This is a genomic window from Rhizobium sp. BK289 (genome assembly GCF_014193575.1).
GTDB lineage: Bacteria > Pseudomonadota > Alphaproteobacteria > Rhizobiales > Rhizobiaceae > Rhizobium > Rhizobium tropici_C.
In genome coordinates this window covers 82677-106214 of sequence record NZ_JACHZO010000017.1, presented here as the reverse complement: position 1 = coordinate 106214, position 23538 = coordinate 82677, and the positions used below count along the sequence as shown (strand labels likewise).

Genomic DNA, 23538 nt, shown 5'->3' with positions numbered 1-23538 from the left:
AAAAGGGCACAGCCGCATGCAGAGCAACGAACAGGCAAACATAGAGATCGCTCGGCCCGGAAGCTAGATAATCGACGAGCTAACAATTTGAAAAGATTGGAGCGGGTAGCGGGAATCGAACCCGCGTATTCAGCTTGGAAGGCTGCTGCTCTACCATTGAGCTATACCCGCGGGGTCAAGATCCGGTCCGGAATGGTGGAGGGAGTTGGATTTGAACCAACGTAGGCTGAGCCAACGGATTTACAGTCCGTCCCCTTTAACCACTCGGGCATCCCTCCAGTATTCCGACTGGATCTTGCGACCAAGTTGCTAGACCTTGGCGTCGCCGCCGTGATCTGCGCCGCGTATATGACCGGACGATTTCAGTCTGTCAACACAAGGAATTGGCAAAAATGACGAAAAAATTTCAGCCTGTGGGAAAAGCCCGCGGCCGAAAGAGGCTATGCGCCCCGGAAGGCGCTGGTTATAAAGCCGCATGAGCAAAGATAGAACATCCGGCCGCTCCGGCCCTGAAAACACCGCCGACGACAAATCGGCCAAGAACACGCATTACGCCACCCTACGCCGCGCGCATCGCGACGCCAAGCGTGAGCGCGGCGAAATCCCGACACCGGCTCCGCAGAAGCGAAAGCGGGCTGGTGCGGACGATTGGAAGCCGCCGGCGCTCGCGCCCGAGCAGGTCTTTCTCTATGGCCTGCATACGGTCCGCGCCGCGCTTGCCAATCCCGAGCGCCGGAACATCAAGCTGTCGACGACGCAGAATGCGCTGGTGCGGCTGGAAATCGGCCCGGTCGACTCACTCGGCATTCCCGTCGAGATCGTCTCGCCTCAGGATATCGACAAGGTGCTCGGGCCTGAAGCGATCCATCAAGGGGTCATGCTGGAAACCCGCCCCCTGCCCGTGCGTCGCCTCGAGGCATTGAAGGACAGCCCGTTGCTGCTCGTTCTCGATCAGGTGACGGATCCGCACAATGTCGGCGCCATCATGCGCTCGGCCGTGGCCTTCGACGCAGGTGCCGTGATCACGACGCAGCGCCATAGCCCGACCGAATCAGGCGTGCTCGCCAAATCCGCCTCCGGAGCGCTCGAACTCATACCTTATATACAGATCACCAATCTCGCTGATGCGCTCGGCGAACTGCATCGGCTCGGCTTCACGACGATCGGGCTCGATTCGGAAGGGCCGGCGCCGCTGGAAGGCACGTTCAGCGGCGACAAGATCGCGCTTGTGCTCGGCTCGGAGGGCAAGGGGCTGCGTCAGAAGACTCGCGAGACCGTGAATGTACTGGCTCGGCTCGACATGCCCGGCGCCATCAAATCGCTCAATGTCTCGAACGCAGCCGCGATCGCGCTATATGCGACGCGGTCCTATCTCAAATCATAGCGGCGCCTGTGGCGGCCGCGGCATGTCGGGAGAATTTGCCTTGATCCGTGCTTTCGGTCTAGCGGCGGCTTCCGCCGCCCTCGTTCTGACAGTGGCCCAGCCAGTTCCAGCGGCCGACGACGAAGTCGTTCAGGCGCAAACCGGCACATGGCTGGTTGCGCCTGAAAGCGGCGCCAAGGGCTGCCGCCTCACCTTCGGGGCAAACACAGTCCCTGGCGGCCATGAAATCACCGGTGCCGATGCCTGCACGACGCCCCTGCCCGCTCTCGCCAAAGCCCGCGCCTGGAATTTCACGGACGACGGCGCTCTCGCCATTGCCGATGCCGAGGGCAAGCCGTTGATGCGCTTCCAGCAGGAGGAAGGCTCCCCGTGGGAAAGCGAAGGCGGCGACCCTACATGGCTGTTGCCGGCGCTGGGCGATGTCGATCATGTGCCGACCGTCGCAAGCCTTGCCGGCGCGTGGCGCATCCAACGGCCCGACGGAAAGCCGGTCTGCGATATCACGCTGACCACCGACAAGGATCAGGACGGCACCGCCAAAATGTCGCCAGGCGGAGACTGTGCCGCCGAGATCAGCGAGCTCAAGCTTTCACTCTGGGCGGCCGAAGGCTTCGGGCTGGTGATGCTGGGCAGCGATGGTTCCTCCCTTTCCTTCGATATGAAGCCGGACGGCAGTTTCCAGAAGTCCGAGGAGGAGGAAGGCGAACCGCTCCTGCTGGTCCGCAAATAGGCCGGCCGAAGCATTAGAAGCACGCCCACCGCGAGCGCTACATCAAGCGCTTAAGGCTCATCGTACGATCATCGGCGCCGGGTGCCAGGCCGATTGGCGCCAAAGCACCCTCTCGGTAACCGGGCAGCCATCCTGCAGCTTCGCCCAGGAGGTGACATTAAGGTTCATCTCGCATTGCGCCAGGTAACTCCGCCCCCCGACGGTCATACAGGCGACCTCGCCGACCGCATGCTGCTTTCCATCCGTATTTTTGCAGTAGCAGTTTTCACCCGCTAACGCTGACGCGCCCGTGATCGCCGTGATCACGACAAGCGGCAATCCCAAAACGACATGCCGCGATATCTCGCGCATGAACGTATCCTCCCCGCCATTGACGGGATGAAGTGTATGCCGATTTCTGACGTTGTAAATGCATCTGCAATCCCGGGCAGGCAGGCGAATGGATGCATGAAGAAACGGCGCGATTTGATGCGGCTCGCCAAGACCTGTCGGCAGACTCAGTGAACCATAGGGTCCGCGTCGTCAAAGAACGATCTGATGCCGTCGCGCGCGATCGTTGCCAGGAATTCGTCGAACGCCTCGCGGTCGGTCGCGAAGGGCTCTTCCCATTCGATCAGATCTTCTTCCGGCGTAATGACTTCCATCCGCCAGTCGGCATTGGTGCCGGCCGGACGAAAGATATCGACCAAGACGGTCACACCGTCATCGGTGAATTCACCCGAGAGTTCGGAATGCTCTAGCTTGGGCTTCTTAGGCTTGGTCATATGTTTCCAGAGACTTGATATTGTGTTGATGATCTCGCCGACATGCTGAAGGCTTCGGCATCATACATTATTGTGCTGCCGCCGGTTTTTCATACCAGTGATCAACAAGGCATCCAAGTCTTGGAAAAATCTGGTGCCCCCGGCAGGGTTCGAACCCGCGACCCCCTGATTACAAATCAGGTGCTCTACCAACTGAGCTACAAGGGCATATGCGCATGCCAACTAACAGATTTTCAAATCCTGTAAAGGGAAAATCACTCGTTCGGACTTAAAGCTGGGGATCAGCATGTGGCCTCAACGATTTACCAGTCCGACTGAAACGTCTTGTCGCAGAAGGGGAATAACATTACCTAGTATGGCCACTTAAAGGACATTGCATGTCACGCAATCTTCAATCCGTTTGCTTTCTCGCCTCTACCGCGCCCGAGGCTCAGGCGGCGCAGCAGGAACTGATTCGCCTCTATGGCCAGACGCCGCAGGAGAGTGCGGATGTCGTCGTGGCGCTCGGTGGTGACGGCTTCATGCTGCAGACACTGCACAGCACCATGAATTCCGGCAAGTGCGTCTATGGCATGAACCGCGGTTCGATCGGCTTCCTGATGAATGACTATCGAACGGATTGCCTGGCCGAGCGCATAGAGGCGGCCGTCGAAAACGCATTCCATCCGCTGCAGATGACGACGCGCAATGCCGACGGCAGCTCCCGCGTCGCGCTCGCCATCAACGAGGTGTCCTTGTTTCGCCAGTCCTATCAGACGGCGAAACTGAAGGTCGAAATCGACGGTCGGGTCCGTCTGCCGGAGCTGATCTGTGATGGCCTTATGGTAACGACGCCGGCAGGCTCCACGGCCTATAATCTCTCCGCCCATGGCCCTATCCTGCCGCTGGAGGCACCGCTGCTGGCCATGACGCCGGTCAGCGCCTTCCGCCCTCGTCGCTGGCGCGGGGCGCTGCTGCCGAACAAGGTCACGGTCGACATCACCGTGCTCGAAGCGGAAAAGCGCCCGGTCAACGCCGCCGCCGACAATGCCGAGGTCAAGTCCGTTCTCGGCATCCAAATCCGCCAGAGCGAAGATACGACGGCCCGCATTCTTTCGGATCCGGACAGATCGTGGTCGGACCGGATCCTTGCGGAACAGTTTTCGGATTGAAGCTGGAATTTACAACGCGCTTGCCAATAAAAAAGCCCCGACCGGGGCTTTTTTATTGGTTTTATTGGTGCTGGAATGTTCGAACTCACTCGACGTCGTCGACGACCGCATCGGCCGCACCGCTGATGCGATGCGCAAGGGCGGCTTCCATGAATTCGTTGAGATCACCGTCCAGAACGTCGCCGGGCGCGGTACTGGCAACGCCGGTGCGCAGGTCCTTGACCAGCTGGTAGGGTTGCAGGACATAGGAACGGATCTGGTGACCCCAGCCGATATCCGTCTTCGAAGCGGCTTCGGCGTTGGCCGCCTCTTCCCGCTTCATCAATTCCGCCTCGTACATGCGGGCGCGCAGCATGTCCCACGCCTTGGCGCGGTTCTTGTGCTGCGAGCGTTCCTGCTGGCACTGCACGACAATGCCGGTCGGAATATGCGTGATGCGCACGGCCGAATCGGTCGTGTTGACGTGCTGGCCGCCGGCGCCGGACGAGCGATAGGTGTCGATACGGCAATCGCTTTCGTTGATCTCGATCTGGATCGAGTCGTCGACGACCGGGTAGACCCAGATCGACGAGAACGAGGTGTGGCGGCGCGCATTGCTGTCATAGGGCGAGATACGGACAAGGCGATGCACGCCCGATTCGGTCTTCAGCCACCCATAGGCATTGTGGCCCTTGATGAGCAGCGTCGCGGACTTGATGCCGGCTTCTTCGCCGTCATGAACTTCCAGGAGTTCCACCTTGAAGCGCTGACGCTCGGCCCAGCGGGTATACATGCGCAGCAGCATGTTCGCCCAATCCTGGCTCTCGGTACCGCCGGCGCCGGAATGGACTTCGAGATAGGTGTCGTTGGCATCAGCCTCGCCGGAAAGCATGGCTTCCACCTGTCGGCGGGCAGCTTCGGCCTTGAGGGCCTTCAGGGCTTCTTCCGCGTCACGCACGACGTCGTCATCGCCTTCTTCCTCGCCGAGCTCGATCAGCTCGACATTGTCGGCAAGCTGCTGCTCGAGGGCGCGTACGCCGTTGACGCCGTCATCGAGCTGCTGGCGCTCGCGCATCAGCTTCTGCGCTTCGGCGGCGTCATTCCAGAGGGTCGGATCCTCTGCCTTGTTATTCAACCAGTCCAGTCGTCTTATCGCCTGGTCCCAGTCAAAGATGCCTCCTCAGCAGGGTGATAGCCTGCTTGGTTTCATCGACTACTTTCTCGATTTCGGCTCGCATAGTCCCACTTCTTCATTTCACCGCTCGATGCGAACGGCCATCCAATTCAAAGAGTGCTGGTGACATAGATATACATGCCGCTGGTGTAAAGCCCCGCGGCATGACGATCTGACAAATAGGATGGGATCAGAAGAGACCGCCGGCCCCGGACGTAACCGCCTGGTTCGCCTGTGGCGACGTCCTTAGAATTTCCTCCGGCGCCACCTGCGCGGCGGCATCGCCACCACCAATGACCTGGAGGCTCGTTGCCGGGCCGGTACCGGGCTTGAAGGCTTCCATGATGGCATTCGGATCGCCCTGCTGCGCTGCCATGCCGGTCGCGCGATTGACCGCGACCATCGTCATGCCAGCCGGAACCTGGAATTTCTCCGGCGGTTGATCTTTCGTCGCCGCCTGCATGAATTCGTTGAAGACTGGCGCTGCGAGCGCGCCGCCGGTGCCGCCCCGGCCCAGCGTGGTCGGCGTGTCATAGCCGATGTAGAGGCCGGCGACGAGGCTCGGCGTGAAGCCGACGAACCAGGCATCCTTTTCATCGTTGGTGGTGCCGGTCTTGCCGGCGACATCGGTGTTGAGCTTGATCTTGCCGGCGGCCGTACCGCGGATAACGACACCCTGCATCATCGACGTGACCTGATAGGCCGTCATCGGATCGAGCACCTGCTCGCGATTATCGGCGATGACCGGCTCGTCCTGATTCTGCCAGGCATTCACATTGCAATTGTCGCAGACGCGCTCCTCATGCTTGAAGATCGTCTTGCCGTAGCGGTCCTGGATGCGGTCGATCAGTGTCGGCTTGATCTGCTTGCCACCGTTGGCCATGACCGAATAGGCCGAAACCATGCGCAGCACCGTCGTTTCGCCCGCGCCGAGCGACATGGCGAGAACCGGGTTCATATGGTCGTAGATGCCAAAGCGCTCGGCATATTCGGCCACCAGCGGCATGCCCATATCGGCTGCAAGACGGACCGTCATCAGGTTGCGGGAATGCTCGATGGCGAAACGCAGCGTGTGCACGCCGCCACCCTCGCCTTCGTAGTTCGTCGGCTTCCACACATCGCCGTTGCTGAGGGTGATCTGCAGTGGATCGTCAAGAATGACGGATGCCGGCGTATAGCCGTTATCCATCGCGGCGGCGTAGACGAACGGCTTGAACGACGAACCCGGCTGACGCTTGGCCTGGGTCGCGCGGTTGAATTCGGACTGTGCATAGGAGAAGCCGCCGACCATGGCGAGCACGCGGCCGGTATGCGGATCCATGACGACTAGGCCGCCCTGTACCTTCGGCGGCTGGCGCAGGCGATAGCTGCTGGAATCGGCGTTGCCGGTCTTCTGCACGTAAATCACATCGCCGGCGCTCAGCACGCCACTCGGCGATTTCACCGATTTGCCGCCCGCAGACCGGTAGGCCCAGCGCATGTCGGCAGCAGCGATCGTGCCGCGCTTGCGCTCGGGCGAAACCTTACCGGCCGCATCGACGCTCGGCTGCAATCCGATGTCGACACCCTGATCGGAAGCGGAGAGGACAACGGCGACCTGCCACTCCGGCACGTCGCTCAGCGCTGGAACCTTGGCAAGCTCGGCACCCCAATCCTGCGAAGTCGCGATCTGCTTGAGCGGGCCGCGGTAACCGCGGCGCTCGTCATAATCGACCAGACCGTCCTGCAGGGCCTTGCGTGCCTCGAGCTGCATCTGCGGGTCGAGCGACGTGCGGACGGAAAGGCCGCCTTCATAAAGGGTCTTTTCCCCGTATTGATCGATCAGCTGGCGGCGGACTTCTTCGGCGAAATAATCCGAGGCGAAAAGCGACGGGCCGCTCTTCGGCGGCACCACGCCGAGCGGCTGCTTCTTTGCCTCTTCACCGTCGCTCTGGCTGACATAGCCGTTCTCCACCATACGGTCGATCACCCAGTTGCGGCGGGTCAGCGCTGCCTCGGCGCGGCGGAACGGATTGTAGTTGGACGGTCCCTTGGGAAGCGAGGCCAGATAGGCCGATTCGGCAATGGTCAGCTCGTTGACGGATTTGTCGAAATAGGTGAGCGCGGCGCCGGCGATGCCGTAGGAATTCAGGCCGAAATAGATCTCGTTCAGGTAGAGCTCGAGGATCTTGTCCTTGCTGTAGGCCTGTTCGATGCGGAAGGAGAGAATGGCTTCCTTGATCTTGCGGTCAAAGGTCTGGTCGGCGGAAAGCAGGAAGTTCTTGGCGACCTGCTGCGTGATGGTCGATGCGCCGACGAAGCGGCGGCCGGAACCGATGTTCTGCAGGTTCACCACAATGGCGCGCGCCAGACCGCCGACGTCGACGCCGGGGTGATTGTAGAAATTCTTGTCTTCCGCGGACAGGAATGCTGCCTTGACGCGATCGGGAATGGCCTGGATCGGCACGAAAAGCCGGTTCTCCCGCGAATATTCCTTCATCAATGCGCCGTTGCCGGCATGAATGCGTGTCGTCACCGGCGGTGCGTATTTCGCAAGCACCTCATAGTCGGGAAGCTCCTTGGAGACCACGCTCAGATAGATGGCCGCCGCAGCCGCCACACCCAGAAACAGGAGGCAGCCCAGCCCAAAGAAATATCCAATCAGTCTGATCATGTGATACTACCGGTGCTTGTTCTTCATGCGGCATGTGCGCGAGATCATCGCATAACCACGGGCGTTTTGCATGCTCGCGGTGTTAATGCAAGACGGCAATGAAACAAAGCCGTGCTTCACTCGCGAGCGGATGATAGTTCGCTGTAAAGGCGGGAATGTGAGCAAAATAGGGCTCGCCCTCGGTATTCCCAGTTTCATGCAATTCTAATATTTAAAGCTGTGACATGGAAGCCACGGCTGATCATGACATTCGGCCCTGTCAGCCGCCGTTCGCGATGATCGATACGCGATATTTTTTTACTGCATCGGCCAGCCTGTCGGCGACCTTTTGCCGCCAATCGAGATCGAGCAGCAGCTTCTCGTCCTCCTTATTGGAGAGAAAACCGAGTTCCAACAGGATCGAGGGCACATCCGGCGCAGTCAGGACCTGGAAACCGGCGTGGCGGTGCGGATTGTTGATCATGGAGATCTGGCCATCAAAGGAGGACAACACATCCTGTGCCAGCGAGATGGAGAAGGCCTGCGTCTCGCGGCGGGTCAGATCCATCAAGATGTCGTTGACGGCAGCCGGCTGTGCCTGAGCGTCGGTCCCGGCGATCTGATCGGACTTGTTTTCACGGTCGGCGACCTCGCCGGCAAGCCGGTCCGATGCTTTGTCCGAGATCGTATAGACGGTCGCTCCGCGGATATCCTTCTGCTTCAGCGTATCGGCATGCAGCGAAATGAAAAGCGAGGCGCGATTCTGGCGCGCGATGGTCACCCGCTCCGACAACGATAAATATTGGTCCTTGTCACGCGTGAGAAAGGCCTTGATGCCGGGCTGGGCATTCAGCTTGTCGGCAAACATCTTCGCGAAGGCAAGCGTAATGTCCTTTTCCTGCGTGACGCCGTCGGTGCCCGTCGCGCCCGCATCGATACCGCCATGACCGGCGTCAACGGCGACGAGGAAAATATTCGGATCGGCCTTCTGCGTCGGCTCGACGGGACCGACGTCCCGGGCGGTATCGTCGCTCGTCCAGCTCTGCTTCTTCACCAGTTCGGCAAATTGCTCGGCGGGCACCATCTCGGCATCGAGCACAAGCCGCTGCCCCTTGCCCCCCTCATCGGTCTGCACCTTGGCCATGACCAGCTTTACCGGCTTTTTTGCAGTCAGCACGATGCGGGCGCTGTCCGCATCCATCGTACCATAGCGGATATCCTTGAAGAGGCCGGTCGGCTTGAGATCCGCGGCCGGGAAGCCGAATGCCGTCGCCGGCAGATCGACCACCACGCGGGCGGGATTGTCGAGATAATGAACCGTGAAGGCCGGCTCCCGATCCATATCGAGGACGATACGCGTGCGGGCATCGTCACCGGCTATGCGCGCGCCGTAGGCGAGCAACGGGCCATCCGCCGCCATGACAGGCGCAAATGCCGAAAACACGATAAGAATCACAAGGGCAAGGGCCGCTGCCGCAAATCGCAAAGCCCTCACGCCAATCTCCGCCACATGCCGCAATCCCTTTACCAAGTGTCCAACGCGCCCCATATTGGTTTCAGCGTTGTTTTTGAAGGCCCCAATAGCGGGAACCAGGTCTGACGTGATGGCCGCACCGATGATGCGCCGGGAAACGAATCGTTGATCGCCGCTTCCCGCGTTCTCATCATCCGACGAATCCATCAATATTATGGCATACTTGGCTTTCCCCTTGCTATTGTGACAGATAAAACATACAACGCATATTAGGGTAGAAGTGTTGACGGGATAGAGTCGCCGCAAAGGCAGCCGCCTCGAGTACCAGGCGCCATAAGCGGCAGTCATCCGCCGTCTGCAGTACTTCCGCTCCAAACAGTGGATATCTGAATTTCCGGTTTCAAACGGGAAGTTCATCGGTGGAGAGCCACCAAACGCTCTTTAGAGAGCACATTCATCGGGCCCCGCTTTGTGGGTCTAAGGCATAGTCGATCTCGCTTGGTTACGGATGTCACCGCAGCAGCTTTTTCAAAAAGTGAACAGACCCCAGGGAAGTAATGCCCCGGCCGCCGTCTGGATGCTGTCATCTCCGAACCACTTGCGACTTTCATTATCCGGTGCAGCAACGGCGGATCATATCCGGCTTGTCCCAGTGACAAGCAGGTCCCCATCCGGTTGCCTGCGCCGAGGAGCACAGCTTTCATGGCAGACAAAATGCTTATCGATGCGTCTCACGAGGAAGAGACGCGCGTCGTTGTCGTTCGCGGGAACCGCATAGAAGAATTTGACTTCGAGTCTCAGCACAAGAAGCAAATCCGCGGCAACATCTATCTTGCAAAAGTAACGAGGGTCGAACCTTCGCTTCAGGCCGCTTTCGTTGACTATGGCGGCAACAGGCACGGCTTCCTGGCCTTTGCCGAAATCCATCCCGACTACTATCAGATCCCCCTCGCCGATCGTCAGGCGCTTCTGAAGGCCGAGGCCGAGGAGCATCGCCGGGATGATGACGTCGAGCACGTCGAAACGGCGCTCGACCTTTCAAAGCAGGAACAGCCCGATATCGGCATCGTTCCCAAGGCGAATGAAGAAGCCGAAGTACCGGCCGCGATCGCGGAAGAAGCCTCCGCTCCGGAGGCAGCCGCGCCCGCCGAGGAAGCAATTCCGGCCAAGAAGGCCAAGCCGCGCCGCAGCCGCAAGAAGGCGGCAGCGGAAGCCCCCGCCGAAGAGACCGCCGCCCCGGAAGCGACGGCAGCCGTCGATGCGCCGAGCGAGGACGAGGACGGTCCGTCTGGCGAAATGGCTGCCATGGTCGAAACCGATTCGATTTCTGAAGACGTCCGCTCCTCCAAGCGCCGCCATGACGACGACGACGATGACGATCACGACCATGAAGAGGAAGTGATCGAATCCGTCGGTGCCGAAGATGCGATGGAAGAGGTTCCCGATCGTGCCCAGCGCAAGCCGCGCAAGCAGTATCGTATCCAGGAAGTCATCAAGCGCCGCCAGATCCTGCTAGTGCAGGTCGCCAAGGAAGAGCGCGGCAACAAGGGTGCGGCGCTCACCACCTATCTCTCGCTTGCGGGCCGCTACTCGGTTCTGATGCCGAACACGGCGCGTGGCGGCGGCATTTCCCGCAAGATCACCAATCCGCAGGACCGCAAGCGCCTGAAGGAAATCGCCAAGATGCTCGAAGTGCCGCAGGGCATGGGCGTCATCCTGCGCACGGCCGGCGCCAACCGCACCAAGGTCGAGGTCAAGCGCGATTTCGAATATCTGATGCGCCTGTGGGAAAACGTCCGCACGCTGACGCTCGCCTCGACCGCGCCTTGCCTCGTCTATGAAGAAGGCAGCCTGATCAAGCGCTCGATCCGCGACCTTTACAACAAGGATATCAGCGAGATCATCGTTGCCGGCGAAGAAGGCTATCGTGAAGCGAAAGACTTCATGAAGATGCTGATGCCGAGCCATGCCAAGGTGGTCCAGCCCTATCGCGACATCCACCCGATCTTCTCGCGCTCCGGCATCGAGGCGCAGCTCGACCGCATGCTGCAGCCGCAGGTGACGCTGCGTTCCGGCGGCTATCTGATCATGAACCAGACGGAAGCGCTGGTTTCGATCGACGTCAACTCCGGCCGCTCGACCCGCGAACATTCGATCGAAGACACGGCGCTTCAGACCAACCTGGAAGCTGCAGAGGAAATTGCCCGTCAGCTCCGCCTGCGCGACCTTGCCGGCCTGATCGTCATCGACTTCATCGACATGGAAGAGAAGCGCAACAACCGCGCCGTCGAGAAGAAGCTGAAGGAATGCTTGAAGAACGACCGGGCCCGCATCCAGGTGGGACGCATCTCGCATTTCGGCCTCTTGGAGATGTCGCGTCAGCGCATCCGCGCCTCGGTTCTGGAAAGCACGACGCAGATCTGCTCGCATTGCGGCGGCACCGGTCACGTTCGCTCGCAGTCTTCCGTTGCCCTGCACGTTCTGCGTGGCATCGAGGAATATCTGCTCAAGAACACGACACATGACATCACCGTGCGCACGACGCCGGACATTGCGCTCTATCTGCTCAACCACAAGCGCCAGACGATCATCGATTATGAAAGCCGCTTCGGCGTCGCGATCGTCATCGATGCCGACAATGCCGTTGGCACGCAGCATTTCGCGATCGATCGCGGCGAGCCGGTCGCCAATCCGGTGAAGATCGAAAGCCTGTTCAACTTCGCAGCCATCCCGGACGATGATGACGACGATGTCGTCATCGAAGCCGAGGAGGACGAGGACGAAGAACTGGAAGAAAAGGCGGCGACCATCACCGAACAGCCCGCCCGCGCCGAAGGCAATGAAAATGGCCGCAAGCGCAAGCGTCGCCGCCGTCGTCGTGGTCGCGGCAACGATGCCCAGGCAGCATCGGCTTCCGAGGACACCTCTGCGGCCGCTACCGCCGAGGACGCTGACAGCGAAGACGACGACGAAGGTGATGCCGGCGCCGAGAACGCCGCATCCGCCGACAATGAAGACGATGCACAGCAGAAGCGCAAGCGCCGCCGGCGCGGCAAGCGCGGTGGTCGTCGCAACCGCGAAAACCAGGGTGGCGAACAGAGCGAAGGCAGCGCGTCGGAAACCGATGAAGCCTTCGAAGCCGATGCAGCAGCCGACGGCGATGACAGCGAAGAAGAGGCAAGCGTCACGGTGGCGGAAATCGCCGTTGCCGAGGGCGAGGCCGCTGTCGAGGCTCAGCCGGCCATGGCAGCCGTCGAGACGGCGGCGACCGTCACCGAGGATGTGAAGCCCGCCAAGGGACGCGGCCGCCGGAAGGCAAAGGCTGCCGAGGCATCGCCAGTCGAGACGCCTGTTGTCGAAGAGGCAGCCGCGATCGAGGGCGAAACCGAAGCGGTAGCCGAAATTGCCACGGCTCTCGACAATGCAGCCACACCCGAGGCTATCGAGGACGAAGCCAAACCGGCGCGCGCCAACCGCGAATCCAATGTTTCCTCGTCCGCTCCGGTGGTAACCTCCACCCGTGCCAATGAAGGGGGCGATGGCGAAGGTGAGCCGACCAAGCCGAAGAAGGCTGGCTGGTGGCAGCGCCGCGGATTCTTTTAAGAAGACCGATCTGCAATGAAATAAAAAAATCCGGCCGTGGTGACGCGGCCGGATTTTTTGTTTCCCAAGCGCAAAGGCGGCCGGTCACGTGCCAGCGCACGTCTCCGCAACTTGCGGCAGCGCTTTCGCAAGCCCGCACAAATTATTGATTCCGGACTCTATTTCAGCCAGGCGGCCATGCGTTCGGTCGCCTCTTCGATTTCGGCATTCGAGCCGGCATAGGAGATCCGCATTGCGCGATGTCCTTCCACGGGATCGAAGTCGAGGCCGGGCGTGGCAGCGACATTGATTTCCGCCAGCATCTTTCGGGCAAAGGCCATGCTGTCGTTTGTGAAACGGCTGACGTCGACATAGGCGTAGAAGGCGCCATCCATCGGCGAGGCAATGCGGAAGCCGATTTCTGGAAGCCGACGCATGAGGAAATCGCGGTTGCGGCCATAGCTTTCACGATAGACATCGAGCTCGGCGCCTGCGCCGAGTGCCGCCTCGGCGGCGATCTGCGACAATTCCGGCGCAGAAATGTAGAGGCTCTGAGCCACGCGCTCTGTGGGCCGCACCAGCCGTTCCGGCAGAACCATCCAGCCGATGCGCCAGCCGGTCATGCAATAATATTTCGAGAAGGAATTGATGACGATCGCCTCGTCTGTCAGTTCCAGCGCACTCGTCTCCTCGCCGACGAAGGTCAGCCCGTGATAGATCTCGTCGGAGATGAAGGCGATGGAACGGTCGGCGCAATAATCAGCCAGCGCCTTCAGCGCCGCCCTGCCCGTCACCGTGCCTGTGGGATTGGCGGGGCTTGCCAGCAGTACCCCCTTCAAGCACTTACCGCTTGCCACCTGTGCCGCTTCCAAGCTCTCGGATGTCAGCGTAAACTGCGTTTCCTCGGTGACCGGTACCTCGACGACATCGAGGCCAAGTGCGGCAAGGATATTGCGATAGGCCGGATAGCCCGGCCGGGCGATGGCGACACTATCGCCGGCATCGAATAACGTCAGGAAGGCAAGATTGAAGCCGGCCGACGATCCGGTGGTGATGGCAATCCGCTTCGGATCGATGCTCAAGCCATGGCGAGCCTGATAATGGGCGGAAAGCGCCTGCCGCAGGGCAAGCGTCCCCAGCGCATCCGTATAGCCGATGCGGCCATGGCCTAGGGCTGCGCGTGCTGCCTCCAACGCAGCCTGTGGAGCTGGATGCGAGGGCTGCCCGACCGCCATGGAAATGACCGGGTGCCCGGCCTGACGGCGTCGCGTCGCCTCCGCCAGCACATCCATGGCATGGAAAGGTTCGACATCGCTGCGCTTGGATAGGGAAAACACGGTCAATTCTCTCTCGGATCGGATCGGCAAGCGACATTTGCCGCAATATCGGCTCGTTCACAATCCTGCGATTGCGGCTTTGTCGTGAAAATTCCTGTTTCTGGAAATAAGGACGCACCGTAAATTGTCGATGCATATTTGCGGATGCCGACCCGACGATGCTATGGCGCATTCAAGAATGACGTCTCCGCTCAGATCCAAACGAGGACCCAATGACCTTTTCTCTCAAAAGCCTGCTGACGGTTTCGGCGATTGCCCTGACAGCGTCCTTCGCCACAATCCAGCCGGCCGCCGCGCTGGATGACCAGCAGAAGAAGGAAATCGGGGATTTCATCAAGGAATATCTCGTCGAGCATCCGGAAGTTCTGCTGGATGCCCAGGCGGCGCTCGAGAAGAAGCAGGACGAAGCCCGTATCGCCCAATCATCCCAGGTGATCGACCAGAACAAGGACGCGATCTTCAATTCCAAGGACGATGTGGCCATCGGCAATCCGAAGGGCAACATCACCGTCGTGGAATTCTTCGACTATAATTGCACCTACTGCCGGCATGCGCTCGGCGATATGGACACGCTGCTGAAGCAGGACAAGGATGTGCGTTTCGTTCTCAAGGAATTCCCGATCCTCGGCCAGGATTCGGTTGCCGCTTCCCGTGTCTCCAGCGCTTTCCGCCTGCTTGCACCTGAAAAATACGAGCAATTCCATCGTAAGCTGCTGGGCAGCGACGGGCGCGCCTCCGAAGACGCCGCCATCGAGGTCGCCACTTCGCTCGGCATCAGCGAATCCGCCATTCGCACTGAAATGGCAAAGGCGCCGAACACCGATATGATCAAAGCAACCTATCAACTTGCCTCCGATCTCAACGTGACAGGCACGCCCGCCTATGTGATCGGCAACGAGATGATTTCCGGCGCAATCGGTCTCGACGCCATCAAGCAGAAGATCGCCAACGTCCGCAGCTGCGGAAAAACCAGCTGCTGACCGGCGAGAACCATCCTTGCGACGGCAAAGCAAATAGCCGTCCGCATTTTGGCAGCTGCGAAATGGCGCCGCGGCTCGACGCGGCGCAAAAATGCCAAAATCGCGGCGTTTCCACACCTAGAGGCATGCAACCTTCGCTCCGGGGCTTTCCTACAGGGCCTCGGGAGTCTATAGGTTGCGCTGCACTTTGACGGAACATCTAATGGCGCAAACAATTTTTGTCCTCAACGGACCCAATTTGAATGCCTTGGGCAAGCGCGAGCCGGGCATCTATGGCGGCAAGACGCTGAAGGATATCGGAGCCGACTGCAAGTCTGCAGGCGAAAGCCTGGGCTTCATTGTCGATTTCCGGCAAAGCAATCATGAAGGCGTGCTGGTCGACTGGATGCATGAAGCGGACGACAAGGCTGCTGGTATCGCGATCAATCCCGGCGCCTATGGTCATACGTCGATCGCGCTGCACGATGCGATCCGCGCCATTTCCATTCCCGTGGTGGAGGTGCATATCTCCAATATCCACGCACGCGAAGAATTCCGGCACAAATCGATGATCGCGCCCGCTGCAAAGGGCATGATCTGTGGTTTCGGACCTTATGGCTACATCCTGGCGCTTCATGCGCTTAAATCCATCACCCAATAACAAAAATACAGGGCAAGAAATCCAATGGCTGAAAAGAAATCGGGTATCGACCAGGCGCTGATTCGCGATCTCGCCAACATTCTCAACGACACCGATCTGACCGAGATTGAAGTCGAGCAGGAAGATCTGCGCATCCGCGTATCGCGTGCCGGCACGACCCAATATGTTCAGGCGCCAATCGCCGCTCCCGCCGCCTATGCCGCTCCGGCTGCAGCAGCTGCTGCAGCCCCGGCCGCCGCGGCGCCTGCAGGCAAGACCCGCAATCCCGACAACGTCGTCAGCGCACCGATGGTCGGTACCGCCTATCTGGCGCCGGCGCCGGGCGCGGCCGCTTTCATCCAGGCCGGCTCGGTCGTGAAGGAAGGCCAGACGCTGCTCATCATCGAAGCCATGAAGACGATGAACCAGATCCCTGCGCCAAAGTCCGGTACCGTGACCGAGATCCTCGTTCAGGACGGACGTCCGGTCGAGTACGGCGAAGCCCTGGTCGTCATAGAGTAAGTCCATGCCCATGATTTCGAAGATTCTCATAGCCAATCGCGGAGAGATCGCCCTGCGGGTGCTGCGCGCCTGCAAGGAACTCGGCATCGCGAGCGTTGCGGTGCATTCCACCGCCGATGCGGACGCGATGCATGTGCGGCTTGCGGATGAGAGCGTTTGCATAGGCCCGCCGCCATCGCGCGAAAGCTATCTCAACATCCACCAGATCGTCGCCGCCTGCGAGATCACCGGCGCGGACGCCGTGCATCCCGGTTATGGATTCCTTTCGGAAAATGCCAAGTTCGCCGATATTCTCGAGGCGCATGGCATCACCTTCATCGGTCCGACGGCGGAGCATATCCGCCTCATGGGCGACAAGATCACTGCCAAGGCCACCGCGCAGCAGCTCGGCATTCCGGTCGTTCCCGGTTCCGACGGCGAGGTGAAGACCGAAGCGGACGCGCTGAAGACGGCGCGCGAGATCGGCTATCCGGTGCTCATCAAGGCAACCGCCGGCGGCGGCGGCCGCGGTATGAAGGTCGCCCGTACGGAAGAAGACTTGATCGAAGCCTGGACGACGGCACGCACCGAAGCGGGCGCCGCCTTCGGTAATGATTCCGTTTATATGGAAAAGTACCTCGGCAAGCCGCGCCATATCGAAATCCAGGTTTTCGGCGACGGCGAAGGCAACGCGGTCCATCTCGGCGAACGCGACTGCTCGCTGCAGCGCCGCCACCAGAAGGTCTGGGAAGAAGCCAATTCCCCGGCGCTCAACGTCGAGCAGCGCATGAAGATCGGCAAGATCTGCGCCGACGCGATGAAGAAGCTGAAGTATCGTGGTGCCGGTACCATCGAGTTTCTCTACGAGAACGGCGAGTTCTATTTCATCGAAATGAACACCCGCCTGCAGGTGGAGCATCCGGTGACGGAAGCCATTACCGGCATCGACCTCGTACACGAGCAGATCCGCGTCGCCTCCGGCGGCGGTCTCTCGGTGACGCAGGATGACGTGCATTTCCAAGGCCATGCCATCGAATGCCGCATCAATGCCGAAGACGCCCGCAGCTTCATCCCCTCACCCGGCACGATCACGCATTTTCATGCGCCCGGTGGCCTCGGCGTGCGTATCGATTCCGGCGCCTACCAAGGCTACAGGATCCCCCCATACTACGACAGCCTGATCGGCAAGCTGATCGTGCATGGACGCACCCGCGTCGAATGCATGATGCGCCTGCGCCGCGCGCTTGACGAATTCGTGGTGGACGGCATCAAAACCACTCTGCCGCTCTTCCAGGATCTGGTTTCCAACCAGGATATCGCCAACGGCGATTACGATATCCACTGGCTGGAAAACTACCTGGCAAAAACATCGGCCTAACCTGTGCCCGGAGCGCGCGGCAAACATCCCGGCGTTACCCCGGAAATCTTGTTGCGCGCCTATTCCATCGGGCTTTTCCCGATGGCCGAATCGGCAGACGACCCGGAAATCTTCTGGGTCGAGCCGGAATTGCGGGGCATCATCCCTCTCGATACGTTTCACGTCTCCAAGAGCCTCGCCAAGAAAATCCGTCAACATCCCTTCGACATTCGTTTCGACACCGATTTTGAGGCCGTCATCGCGGCTTGCGGCGAGCAGACGAGTGATCGCCCCAGCACATGGATCAACGAGACGATCCGCTCGCTCTACGCCACCCTGCACCATATCGGTCATGCCCATTCGGTAGAGGCTTGGGAAGGCGACAGGCTGGTCGGCGGTCTCTATGGCGTTTCACTGGGGTCGGCTTTCTTTGGCGAAAGCATGTTCTCCCGCCGCACGGATGCTTCAAAGATCTGTCTCGTCTATCTGGTGGAGCGCCTGCGCGAACGCGGCTTCACCCTGCTCGACACACAATTCACCACCGAGCACCTGAAGACATTCGGTGCCATCGACGTGCCGAAGGATGCCTATGCAAAAATGCTGGAGGAGGCGATGGAATCACCCAATCTCAGCTTTTCCGACGATCAGGCATAAACACCGGAAACCCTGGCGTCATCGAACTCACACCACTTCAAATTCCGGTTGCGGTCTGCTATCCCTCCTAGCGAAGAGCGTTGGTGCATAGAGGTTCCACTTTGCCGTCGTAAATACCGGTCTCATCCAGATCACCCAGTGCATCGGAGCGGCAAGACGCCGCTCGCTGCATGTTCATGTCCATCGGGTGATGGCCTGAGACCGGTTTGGCATTGTCAAAACGCGCCTGCGCAGCCACCGCTGTCTCAGCTCTTCAGCCGTCCCGCAATATCGCCATACCGTGCCCTGACGGGCTTGTCTCACCGCCAGCTTGGTGGACTTCCAGACGGAAGACCAAGACGGTATGTGCAATATTCTTCAGGTCCGTTGGACCATTTCTCCTCGAACTTCGCCTCAGCCATGGATCGCCTGCAGCGGCTGCGGAGCTCCGAGACCCTTCAGATCGAGCGGCAAGATCAGGCTCAATGCCAATGGCAAAAGGCTTGATGCCTGGCTGGTCTATAAATGCATCGATTGCGACAAGACCTGGAACCGGACGCTTTTCGAGCGCCGCACCGTTCACGATCTCGGCCCCTCCACGCTCGAGGCACTGCAGCGCAGCGATCTTCAGTGGGTCCGGACGCAGGAATTCGATCTCGACGGGCTGAAGCGGAAAGCCAAGCGCATCGAGGAGCCGCCGGATGCGGCCATCCGGAAAGAGATGGTGCAAGAGGCAAGTAATTGGGTGCTGTTGGAAATCGAGATATCAGCCGAGTTTCCGGTGAACCTTCGCCTCGATCGGTTGCTGGCCGCGGAACTGGCAATCTCGCGATCACGGCTCCAGGCTCTCTACGATAGAGGCAGATTGAAAGCCGATCCGGAGCGCAGCGATTTCCTGCGGCACAGGCCGAAAGACGGCATGCGGATCACCCTCGACCTGTCAGAGGCCGTAGATCGCCAAGCAATAGGCGACGCGGCGACCAATCCGGAACGAGGCTAAAACTTTGCCCGCAGAAGCCTTGCTTCTGCGGGCTATGCAAATCTGCTGCGTATATCGAGCGGCTTACTTCGCACCGGCGGTGTCCGGCGGCGGAACGTCGGACTTCTGCTTGCACTCTTTCAGCCAGACGTCATAGATCGGGTGCTCGACGGCGTTGAGGCCTGGGCTGTCGGCAAACATCCAGCCGGTGAAAATGCGACGGATGCGGCGATCGAGGGTGATCTCGTCCACCTCGACGAAACCGTCCACCTTCTGCTGCTCGGTTTCGTCCCGCGAATAACAGGCGCGCGGCGTCACCTGCAGCGCGCCGAACTGCACGGTCTCGTTGATATAGACATCGAAGGTCGTGATGCGGCCGGTGATCTTGTCGAGCCCGGAAAACACGGCGACGGGATTGGTGATGCGGGCGGCCTCAGCGGTGGGGGCTGCCATGATGCCGACGAAGAGAGCAGCACCCATTACAGCCACTGCACGCAAAGAAGCGCTCCGCGTGAAAACCATCATATCCGCCAATCTCCGCTTGGTCTCGGTCAAGGCGCCGAGCATGAGCCGGCATATGTCGCGCCTAAAGCCCAATTGTGGCCAAAGGACGAGCCGGCTTCTCCGCTCAGTTGCCCGGGGTCCAGGCGTCGTAATCGCCGGTCACACGCGGACGCTCGCCGGCAACGGCGAGAGAGCCCGGCGGACGGTATGCCTGCGGCGAGCCAGTCGGATTGGCGCGGTGCTCCTTCTGCCAGTCCTTGGCGACGTAGTTTTCCTTGGTCGGCGGAACGTCGGTACGATGATGCATCCAGCCGTGCCAGCCCGGCGGAATGGCCGAAGCTTCGGCATAGCCCTTGTAGATCACCCAGCGCTTCGGAAGGCCGTAGGAGGACATGCCACCTTCGTAATAGACGTTGCCGAACTCATCCTCGCCGACACGCTTGCCAAACCGCCAGGTCGCAAACCGCGTACCCAAAGTCTGACTGTTCCACCAGGTGAAGGTCTGTACGATGAAATTCCACATGTCTTTTCCTCGATACCCGCTGAGGGGCGAGCGATACCAGAATTCGATAGTTTGCTTATGCCGCCCCTGAACCGGCTTGTCCAGTGATTCCAGCGGGCAAGAGGCTTCATTTCAATAGCATCTTGAAGCCCAGATGCGTCGGCTTGAAACCCAGTCTCTCATAGAAGCGGTGCGCGTCCTTGCGGGCATTATTCGACGTCAGCTGAATCATCCGCATACCGCGGCTTTTTGCCTCGTCGATGCAGAAATTGATCATAGCGGCGCCAATCCCCTGCCCGCGCATATCGGCTCGCGTCTGCACCGCTTCGATGATCATGGCAGAACCGCCCCGCCCGGTCAGCGTCGTCGTGATCATCGCCTGGAACGTCCCGACCACTTCTCCGGCGAGTTCGGCGACATACAGCGTCTGATCCGGCGATGCCGCGATAGTGCGAAACGCACGGAGATAATCGTCATAGGCAGAGGGATCGGTCGTATCGCCGTGGCCGCCCACCGCATCGGCGGCGAAGAGGCCGATCAGCGCGCGAAGGTCGGCTTCCTTCGCTTCGCGGATCATCGGGCGGACGTCTTGCATAAACGGTCTCGTCTATTCTTTCAGTGGGCCGCCAATGGCTTCTCGAATATCAGCGCCGGAATGCCCGACTGCCCGTTGCCGCAGTTTTCGGTGCGGCCAACATCGACAAAGCCATGCGCCTTGTAGAAGGCGATGGCCGCCTCGTTCTGCGGATCGACCTCGAGGCGCATGATCTCGGCGTCCGGGAAGCAGGTCTCCAGCTCAGCGAAAATATCGCGGCCGATACCCTCGCGCTGATGCTTTGGGCTGACATAGAGCATGTGAAGCATGACGGTTTTCGTCATCTCTTTGGACATGGCGGCATAGCCCATGCCGCCGATCGTCTTCCCGTCATCGGCCACCAAAAATTCGGAATTCTTGTTCGCCAGCCGCGCCTTCAATGAAGCCGTCGAATGCCAGGAGGCATGCAGCTCACTGACCTTTTCCGGACCGTAGATCCGGTCATAGGTCGCATGCCAGGTCTCGCCGAGCAGAGCGCGGACCTTTTCCAGGTCCTGCTCGCTGGCGGTGCGGACGAAGAACATCGGCTATTCCTCTTCGATGCCGAGCTTGGCCTTGACCAGCGCCTGCACGGCCTGCGGGTTGGCCTTGCCGCCAGTCGACTTCATCACCTGGCCGACGAACCAGCCGGCAAGCGTCGGCTTTGCCTTGACCTTGGCGACTTGATCCGGGTTCGCGGCGATGATCTCGTCGACAGCCTTTTCGATCGCGCCGGTATCGGTGACCTGCTTCATGCCGCGTGCCTCGACGATCTCGGCGGGATCGCCGCCTTCGTTGAGCACGATTTCGAACAGATCCTTGGCGATCTTGCCGGAGATGGTTTCGGCCTTGATCAGATCGATGATCGTGCCGAGCTGGGCGGGCGAAACCGGAGTCTCTTCAATGTCTTTGCCGGTTCTGTTCAGAGCGCCCAGCAGGTCGTTGATGACCCAGTTGGCAGCCATCTTGCCATCGCGGCCGGCGGCAACGGCCTCGAAATAATCGGCGATCGCCTTTTCCGAAACCAGAACTGATGCGTCGTAGATCGAAAGGCCGAGTTCGCGGACGAAACGCTCCTTCTTGTCGTCGGGCAGCTCCGGCAGATGCTCGGCAAGCTCCGTAACGAAGGCATCGTCGAATTCGAGCGGCAGCAGATCCGGATCGGGGAAGTAGCGGTAGTCATGCGCATCTTCCTTGGTGCGCAGGGACCGCGTCTCGCCCTTGTTCGGATCGAACAGGCGGGTTTCCTGGTCGATCGCACCGCCATCCTCCAGAATGCCGATCTGACGGCGCGCTTCATATTCGATCGCCTGGCCGATGAAGCGGATGGAGTTGACGTTCTTGATTTCGCAGCGCGTGCCGAATTCGCCGCCCGGACGGCGCACCGAGACGTTGACGTCGGCGCGCATGGAGCCTTCGTCCATGTTGCCGTCGCAGGTGCCGAGATAGCGCACGATCGAGCGCAGCTTCGTCATATAGGCCTTCGCCTCGTCGGCCGAGCGGATATCCGGCTTGGAGACGATTTCCATCAGCGCGACGCCGGAGCGGTTCAGATCGACATAGGACATGGTGGCGTGCTGATCGTGCATCGACTTGCCGGCATCCTGCTCGAGGTGCAGGCGTTCGATGCCGATCTCGATATCCTCGAACTGGCCCTGACGGTCCGGACCGAGCGAGATGACGATCTTGCCCTCGCCGATGATCGGATCCTTGAACTGCGAGATCTGATAGCCCTGCGGCAGATCGGGATAGAAATAGTTCTTGCGATCGAAGATCGAACGCTTGTTGATCTGCGCCTTCAGGCCAAGGCCGGTGCGCACGGCCTGCTTGACGCATTCCTCGTTGATGACGGGCAGCATGCCGGGCATGGCTGCATCGACGAGCGACACATTGGAATTCTGAGGCTTGCCGAACTCCGTAGAGGCGCCGGAGAAGAGCTTGGACTTGCTCAGCACCTGGGCGTGGACTTCCATCCCGATAACGACTTCCCAGTCACCGGTGGCACCGGGAATGAAGCGTTTCGGATCTGGCGTACGGACGTCGACAATGGTCATGGGAAGCTCTTGTATAATGCTGTTTTCTGCTTTGGTGAGGTAGAGCAATTGGCGAGGCGGCGCAAGGCTTTCGGCGTCGGCGGCGTGCTATATGACCGGTCCGTAGACGCCGTCGCTCTCCTCGACCAGCGATTTCGAAAGCCCGACTGTGGGAACATCGCTATCGAGCTTCGGGGAATAGACGATCGACAGCCAGCGGATCTCATAGCCGCGCGCCCTGAAGAAGGCGATGGCGTCGGTATTTCCCGCATGGCTCTGCAGAGAGACCTTTTCCAACCCCTGCTCGCGCACATCCTGCTCAATCCGCGCAAGCAAAGCCGAGCCGAGGCCGCGCCGCGCGAAATCGGGATCGATCCAGAAATCGGAGATCGCCTCGTCGAGCGCTTCGCGCGCCGCCCATCCCACAGCCTCGCCGTTCAACTCGATAACGGTGATCGTCAGCCATAGATTGCTGGTGAAATTGGTAAAGGCTTCGCTTGCACCTTCCAGCAGTTCACCCGTGCCGCCGATCGCGCTCATCGCCTTCTGCCAGGAGCGCAGGCCAATGCTTGCCAGCACCGCCGTTTCACCTTCATGGGCATTGCGAATGTTGATCATCGAGCCCCCGTCGTTTGAAAACAGTAAAGCA

Annotated in this window: 22 protein-coding genes and 3 tRNA genes; 10 read left to right on the top strand and 15 right to left on the bottom strand. The window is 60.1% G+C overall.

Annotated features, from left to right (window positions below):
- Nucleotides 1–97 precede the first annotated feature (97 nt).
- Together FHT84_RS26415 and FHT84_RS26410 are read right to left on the bottom strand one after the other, a co-directional pair.
- Nucleotides 98–171, bottom strand: a tRNA-Gly gene (locus FHT84_RS26415).
- A gap of 22 nt (nucleotides 172–193) precedes the next feature.
- A tRNA-Tyr gene (locus FHT84_RS26410) sits at nucleotides 194–278 on the bottom strand.
- 197 nt (nucleotides 279–475) lie between these two features.
- On the opposite strand from FHT84_RS26410, the gene rlmB reads away from it, so the two are divergent.
- Nucleotides 476–1384, top strand: a complete 909-nt coding sequence (gene rlmB, locus FHT84_RS26405; RefSeq protein ID WP_112344263.1) for a 23S rRNA (guanosine(2251)-2'-O)-methyltransferase RlmB — start codon at nucleotides 476–478, stop codon at nucleotides 1382–1384.
- 40 nt (nucleotides 1385–1424) lie between these two features.
- Nucleotides 1425–2114, top strand: coding sequence for an AprI/Inh family metalloprotease inhibitor (locus FHT84_RS26400; RefSeq protein WP_113250747.1), 690 nt, complete (start codon nucleotides 1425–1427; stop codon nucleotides 2112–2114).
- Between the two features lie 57 nt (nucleotides 2115–2171).
- Here the strand turns inward: FHT84_RS26400 and FHT84_RS26395 are convergent, their stop codons facing one another.
- The 3 genes from FHT84_RS26395 to FHT84_RS26385 all read right to left on the bottom strand — a co-directional run bounded on the left by FHT84_RS26395 (nucleotide 2172) and on the right by FHT84_RS26385 (nucleotide 3085).
- Nucleotides 2172–2465, bottom strand: coding sequence for a hypothetical protein (locus tag FHT84_RS26395; RefSeq protein WP_112344262.1), 294 nt, complete (start codon nucleotides 2463–2465; stop codon nucleotides 2172–2174).
- A gap of 146 nt (nucleotides 2466–2611) precedes the next feature.
- Nucleotides 2612–2878, bottom strand: coding sequence for a hypothetical protein (locus FHT84_RS26390; protein WP_112344261.1), 267 nt, complete (start codon nucleotides 2876–2878; stop codon nucleotides 2612–2614).
- Nucleotides 2879–3009: 131 nt separating this feature from the next.
- A tRNA-Thr gene (locus tag FHT84_RS26385) sits at nucleotides 3010–3085 on the bottom strand.
- A 170-nt stretch (nucleotides 3086–3255) separates the two neighbouring features.
- On the opposite strand from FHT84_RS26385, the gene FHT84_RS26380 reads away from it, so the two are divergent.
- On the top strand, nucleotides 3256–4029 hold the full coding sequence (locus tag FHT84_RS26380; protein WP_113250561.1) for an NAD kinase: 774 nt from the start codon (nucleotides 3256–3258) through the stop codon (nucleotides 4027–4029).
- An 85-nt stretch (nucleotides 4030–4114) separates the two neighbouring features.
- Here the strand turns inward: FHT84_RS26380 and prfB are convergent.
- From prfB to FHT84_RS26365, 3 genes are all read right to left on the bottom strand, one after another.
- A protein-coding gene (gene prfB, locus FHT84_RS26375) for a peptide chain release factor 2 (protein ID WP_183764951.1) occupies nucleotides 4115–5246 on the bottom strand; the annotation gives its coding sequence in 2 pieces (ribosomal slippage) (nucleotides 4115–5176 and nucleotides 5178–5246; 1131 coding nt in all).
- 126 nt (nucleotides 5247–5372) lie between these two features.
- On the bottom strand, nucleotides 5373–7835 hold the full coding sequence (locus tag FHT84_RS26370) for a penicillin-binding protein 1A (protein WP_112344258.1): 2463 nt from the start codon (nucleotides 7833–7835) through the stop codon (nucleotides 5373–5375).
- 259 nt (nucleotides 7836–8094) lie between these two features.
- Nucleotides 8095–9234 (bottom strand): N-acetylmuramoyl-L-alanine amidase, encoded by a 1140-nt coding sequence (locus FHT84_RS26365; RefSeq protein WP_246698641.1) that lies wholly within the window; start codon nucleotides 9232–9234, stop codon nucleotides 8095–8097.
- Between the two features lie 756 nt (nucleotides 9235–9990).
- Here FHT84_RS26365 and FHT84_RS26360 point away from each other — a divergent pair.
- Nucleotides 9991–12891 carry a ribonuclease E/G gene (locus FHT84_RS26360; RefSeq protein WP_113250563.1) on the top strand — a complete coding sequence of 967 codons (2901 nt, stop codon included), beginning with the start codon at nucleotides 9991–9993 and terminating at the stop codon, nucleotides 12889–12891.
- A 158-nt stretch (nucleotides 12892–13049) separates the two neighbouring features.
- Here FHT84_RS26360 and FHT84_RS26355 read toward each other — a convergent pair whose 3' ends face one another.
- On the bottom strand, nucleotides 13050–14207 hold the full coding sequence (locus tag FHT84_RS26355) for an aminotransferase class I/II-fold pyridoxal phosphate-dependent enzyme (RefSeq protein WP_113250749.1): 1158 nt from the start codon (nucleotides 14205–14207) through the stop codon (nucleotides 13050–13052).
- A 212-nt stretch (nucleotides 14208–14419) separates the two neighbouring features.
- Between FHT84_RS26355 and FHT84_RS26350 the strand changes: the two genes are divergently transcribed.
- From FHT84_RS26350 to FHT84_RS26325, 6 genes are all read left to right on the top strand, one after another.
- Nucleotides 14420–15187, top strand: coding sequence for a DsbA family protein (locus FHT84_RS26350; RefSeq protein WP_113250564.1), 768 nt, complete (start codon nucleotides 14420–14422; stop codon nucleotides 15185–15187).
- A gap of 202 nt (nucleotides 15188–15389) precedes the next feature.
- Nucleotides 15390–15827 carry a type II 3-dehydroquinate dehydratase gene (gene aroQ, locus FHT84_RS26345; protein WP_113250565.1) on the top strand — a complete coding sequence of 146 codons (438 nt, stop codon included), beginning with the start codon at nucleotides 15390–15392 and terminating at the stop codon, nucleotides 15825–15827.
- 24 nt (nucleotides 15828–15851) lie between these two features.
- A complete protein-coding gene (gene accB, locus FHT84_RS26340; RefSeq protein ID WP_112344253.1) occupies nucleotides 15852–16328 on the top strand; it encodes an acetyl-CoA carboxylase biotin carboxyl carrier protein in 477 nt (158 codons plus the stop codon).
- A 4-nt stretch (nucleotides 16329–16332) separates the two neighbouring features.
- Entirely contained in the window at nucleotides 16333–17685 is a 1353-nt protein-coding gene (accC, locus tag FHT84_RS26335; protein WP_181592414.1) for an acetyl-CoA carboxylase biotin carboxylase subunit, read from the top strand.
- A gap of 3 nt (nucleotides 17686–17688) precedes the next feature.
- On the top strand, nucleotides 17689–18318 hold the full coding sequence (gene aat, locus FHT84_RS26330) for a leucyl/phenylalanyl-tRNA--protein transferase (protein WP_112344252.1): 630 nt from the start codon (nucleotides 17689–17691) through the stop codon (nucleotides 18316–18318).
- Nucleotides 18319–18661: 343 nt separating this feature from the next.
- A complete protein-coding gene (locus tag FHT84_RS26325; RefSeq protein WP_246698640.1) occupies nucleotides 18662–19297 on the top strand; it encodes a DUF1062 domain-containing protein in 636 nt (211 codons plus the stop codon).
- Nucleotides 19298–19360: 63 nt separating this feature from the next.
- Here the strand turns inward: FHT84_RS26325 and FHT84_RS26320 are convergent, their stop codons facing one another.
- The 6 genes from FHT84_RS26320 to FHT84_RS26295 form a co-directional block, all read right to left on the bottom strand.
- The gene (locus tag FHT84_RS26320; RefSeq protein WP_113250750.1) at nucleotides 19361–19801 is read right to left on the bottom strand and encodes a DUF2155 domain-containing protein; all 441 of its coding nucleotides are present in this window, start codon (nucleotides 19799–19801) and stop codon (nucleotides 19361–19363) included.
- Between the two features lie 103 nt (nucleotides 19802–19904).
- Nucleotides 19905–20303, bottom strand: a complete 399-nt coding sequence (locus FHT84_RS26315) for an NADH:ubiquinone oxidoreductase subunit NDUFA12 (protein ID WP_112344250.1) — start codon at nucleotides 20301–20303, stop codon at nucleotides 19905–19907.
- A 106-nt stretch (nucleotides 20304–20409) separates the two neighbouring features.
- On the bottom strand, nucleotides 20410–20877 hold the full coding sequence (locus FHT84_RS26310; RefSeq protein ID WP_113250567.1) for a GNAT family N-acetyltransferase: 468 nt from the start codon (nucleotides 20875–20877) through the stop codon (nucleotides 20410–20412).
- 20 nt (nucleotides 20878–20897) lie between these two features.
- A complete protein-coding gene (locus FHT84_RS26305; RefSeq protein WP_113250568.1) occupies nucleotides 20898–21401 on the bottom strand; it encodes a GNAT family N-acetyltransferase in 504 nt (167 codons plus the stop codon).
- Nucleotides 21402–21404: 3 nt separating this feature from the next.
- Nucleotides 21405–22910: an Asp-tRNA(Asn)/Glu-tRNA(Gln) amidotransferase subunit GatB gene (gene gatB / locus FHT84_RS26300; protein WP_183764944.1), complete on the bottom strand. Its 1506-nt coding sequence runs from the start codon at nucleotides 22908–22910 to the stop codon at nucleotides 21405–21407.
- 87 nt (nucleotides 22911–22997) lie between these two features.
- On the bottom strand, nucleotides 22998–23507 hold the full coding sequence (locus FHT84_RS26295) for a GNAT family N-acetyltransferase (RefSeq protein ID WP_113250570.1): 510 nt from the start codon (nucleotides 23505–23507) through the stop codon (nucleotides 22998–23000).
- Nucleotides 23508–23538 lie beyond the last annotated feature (31 nt).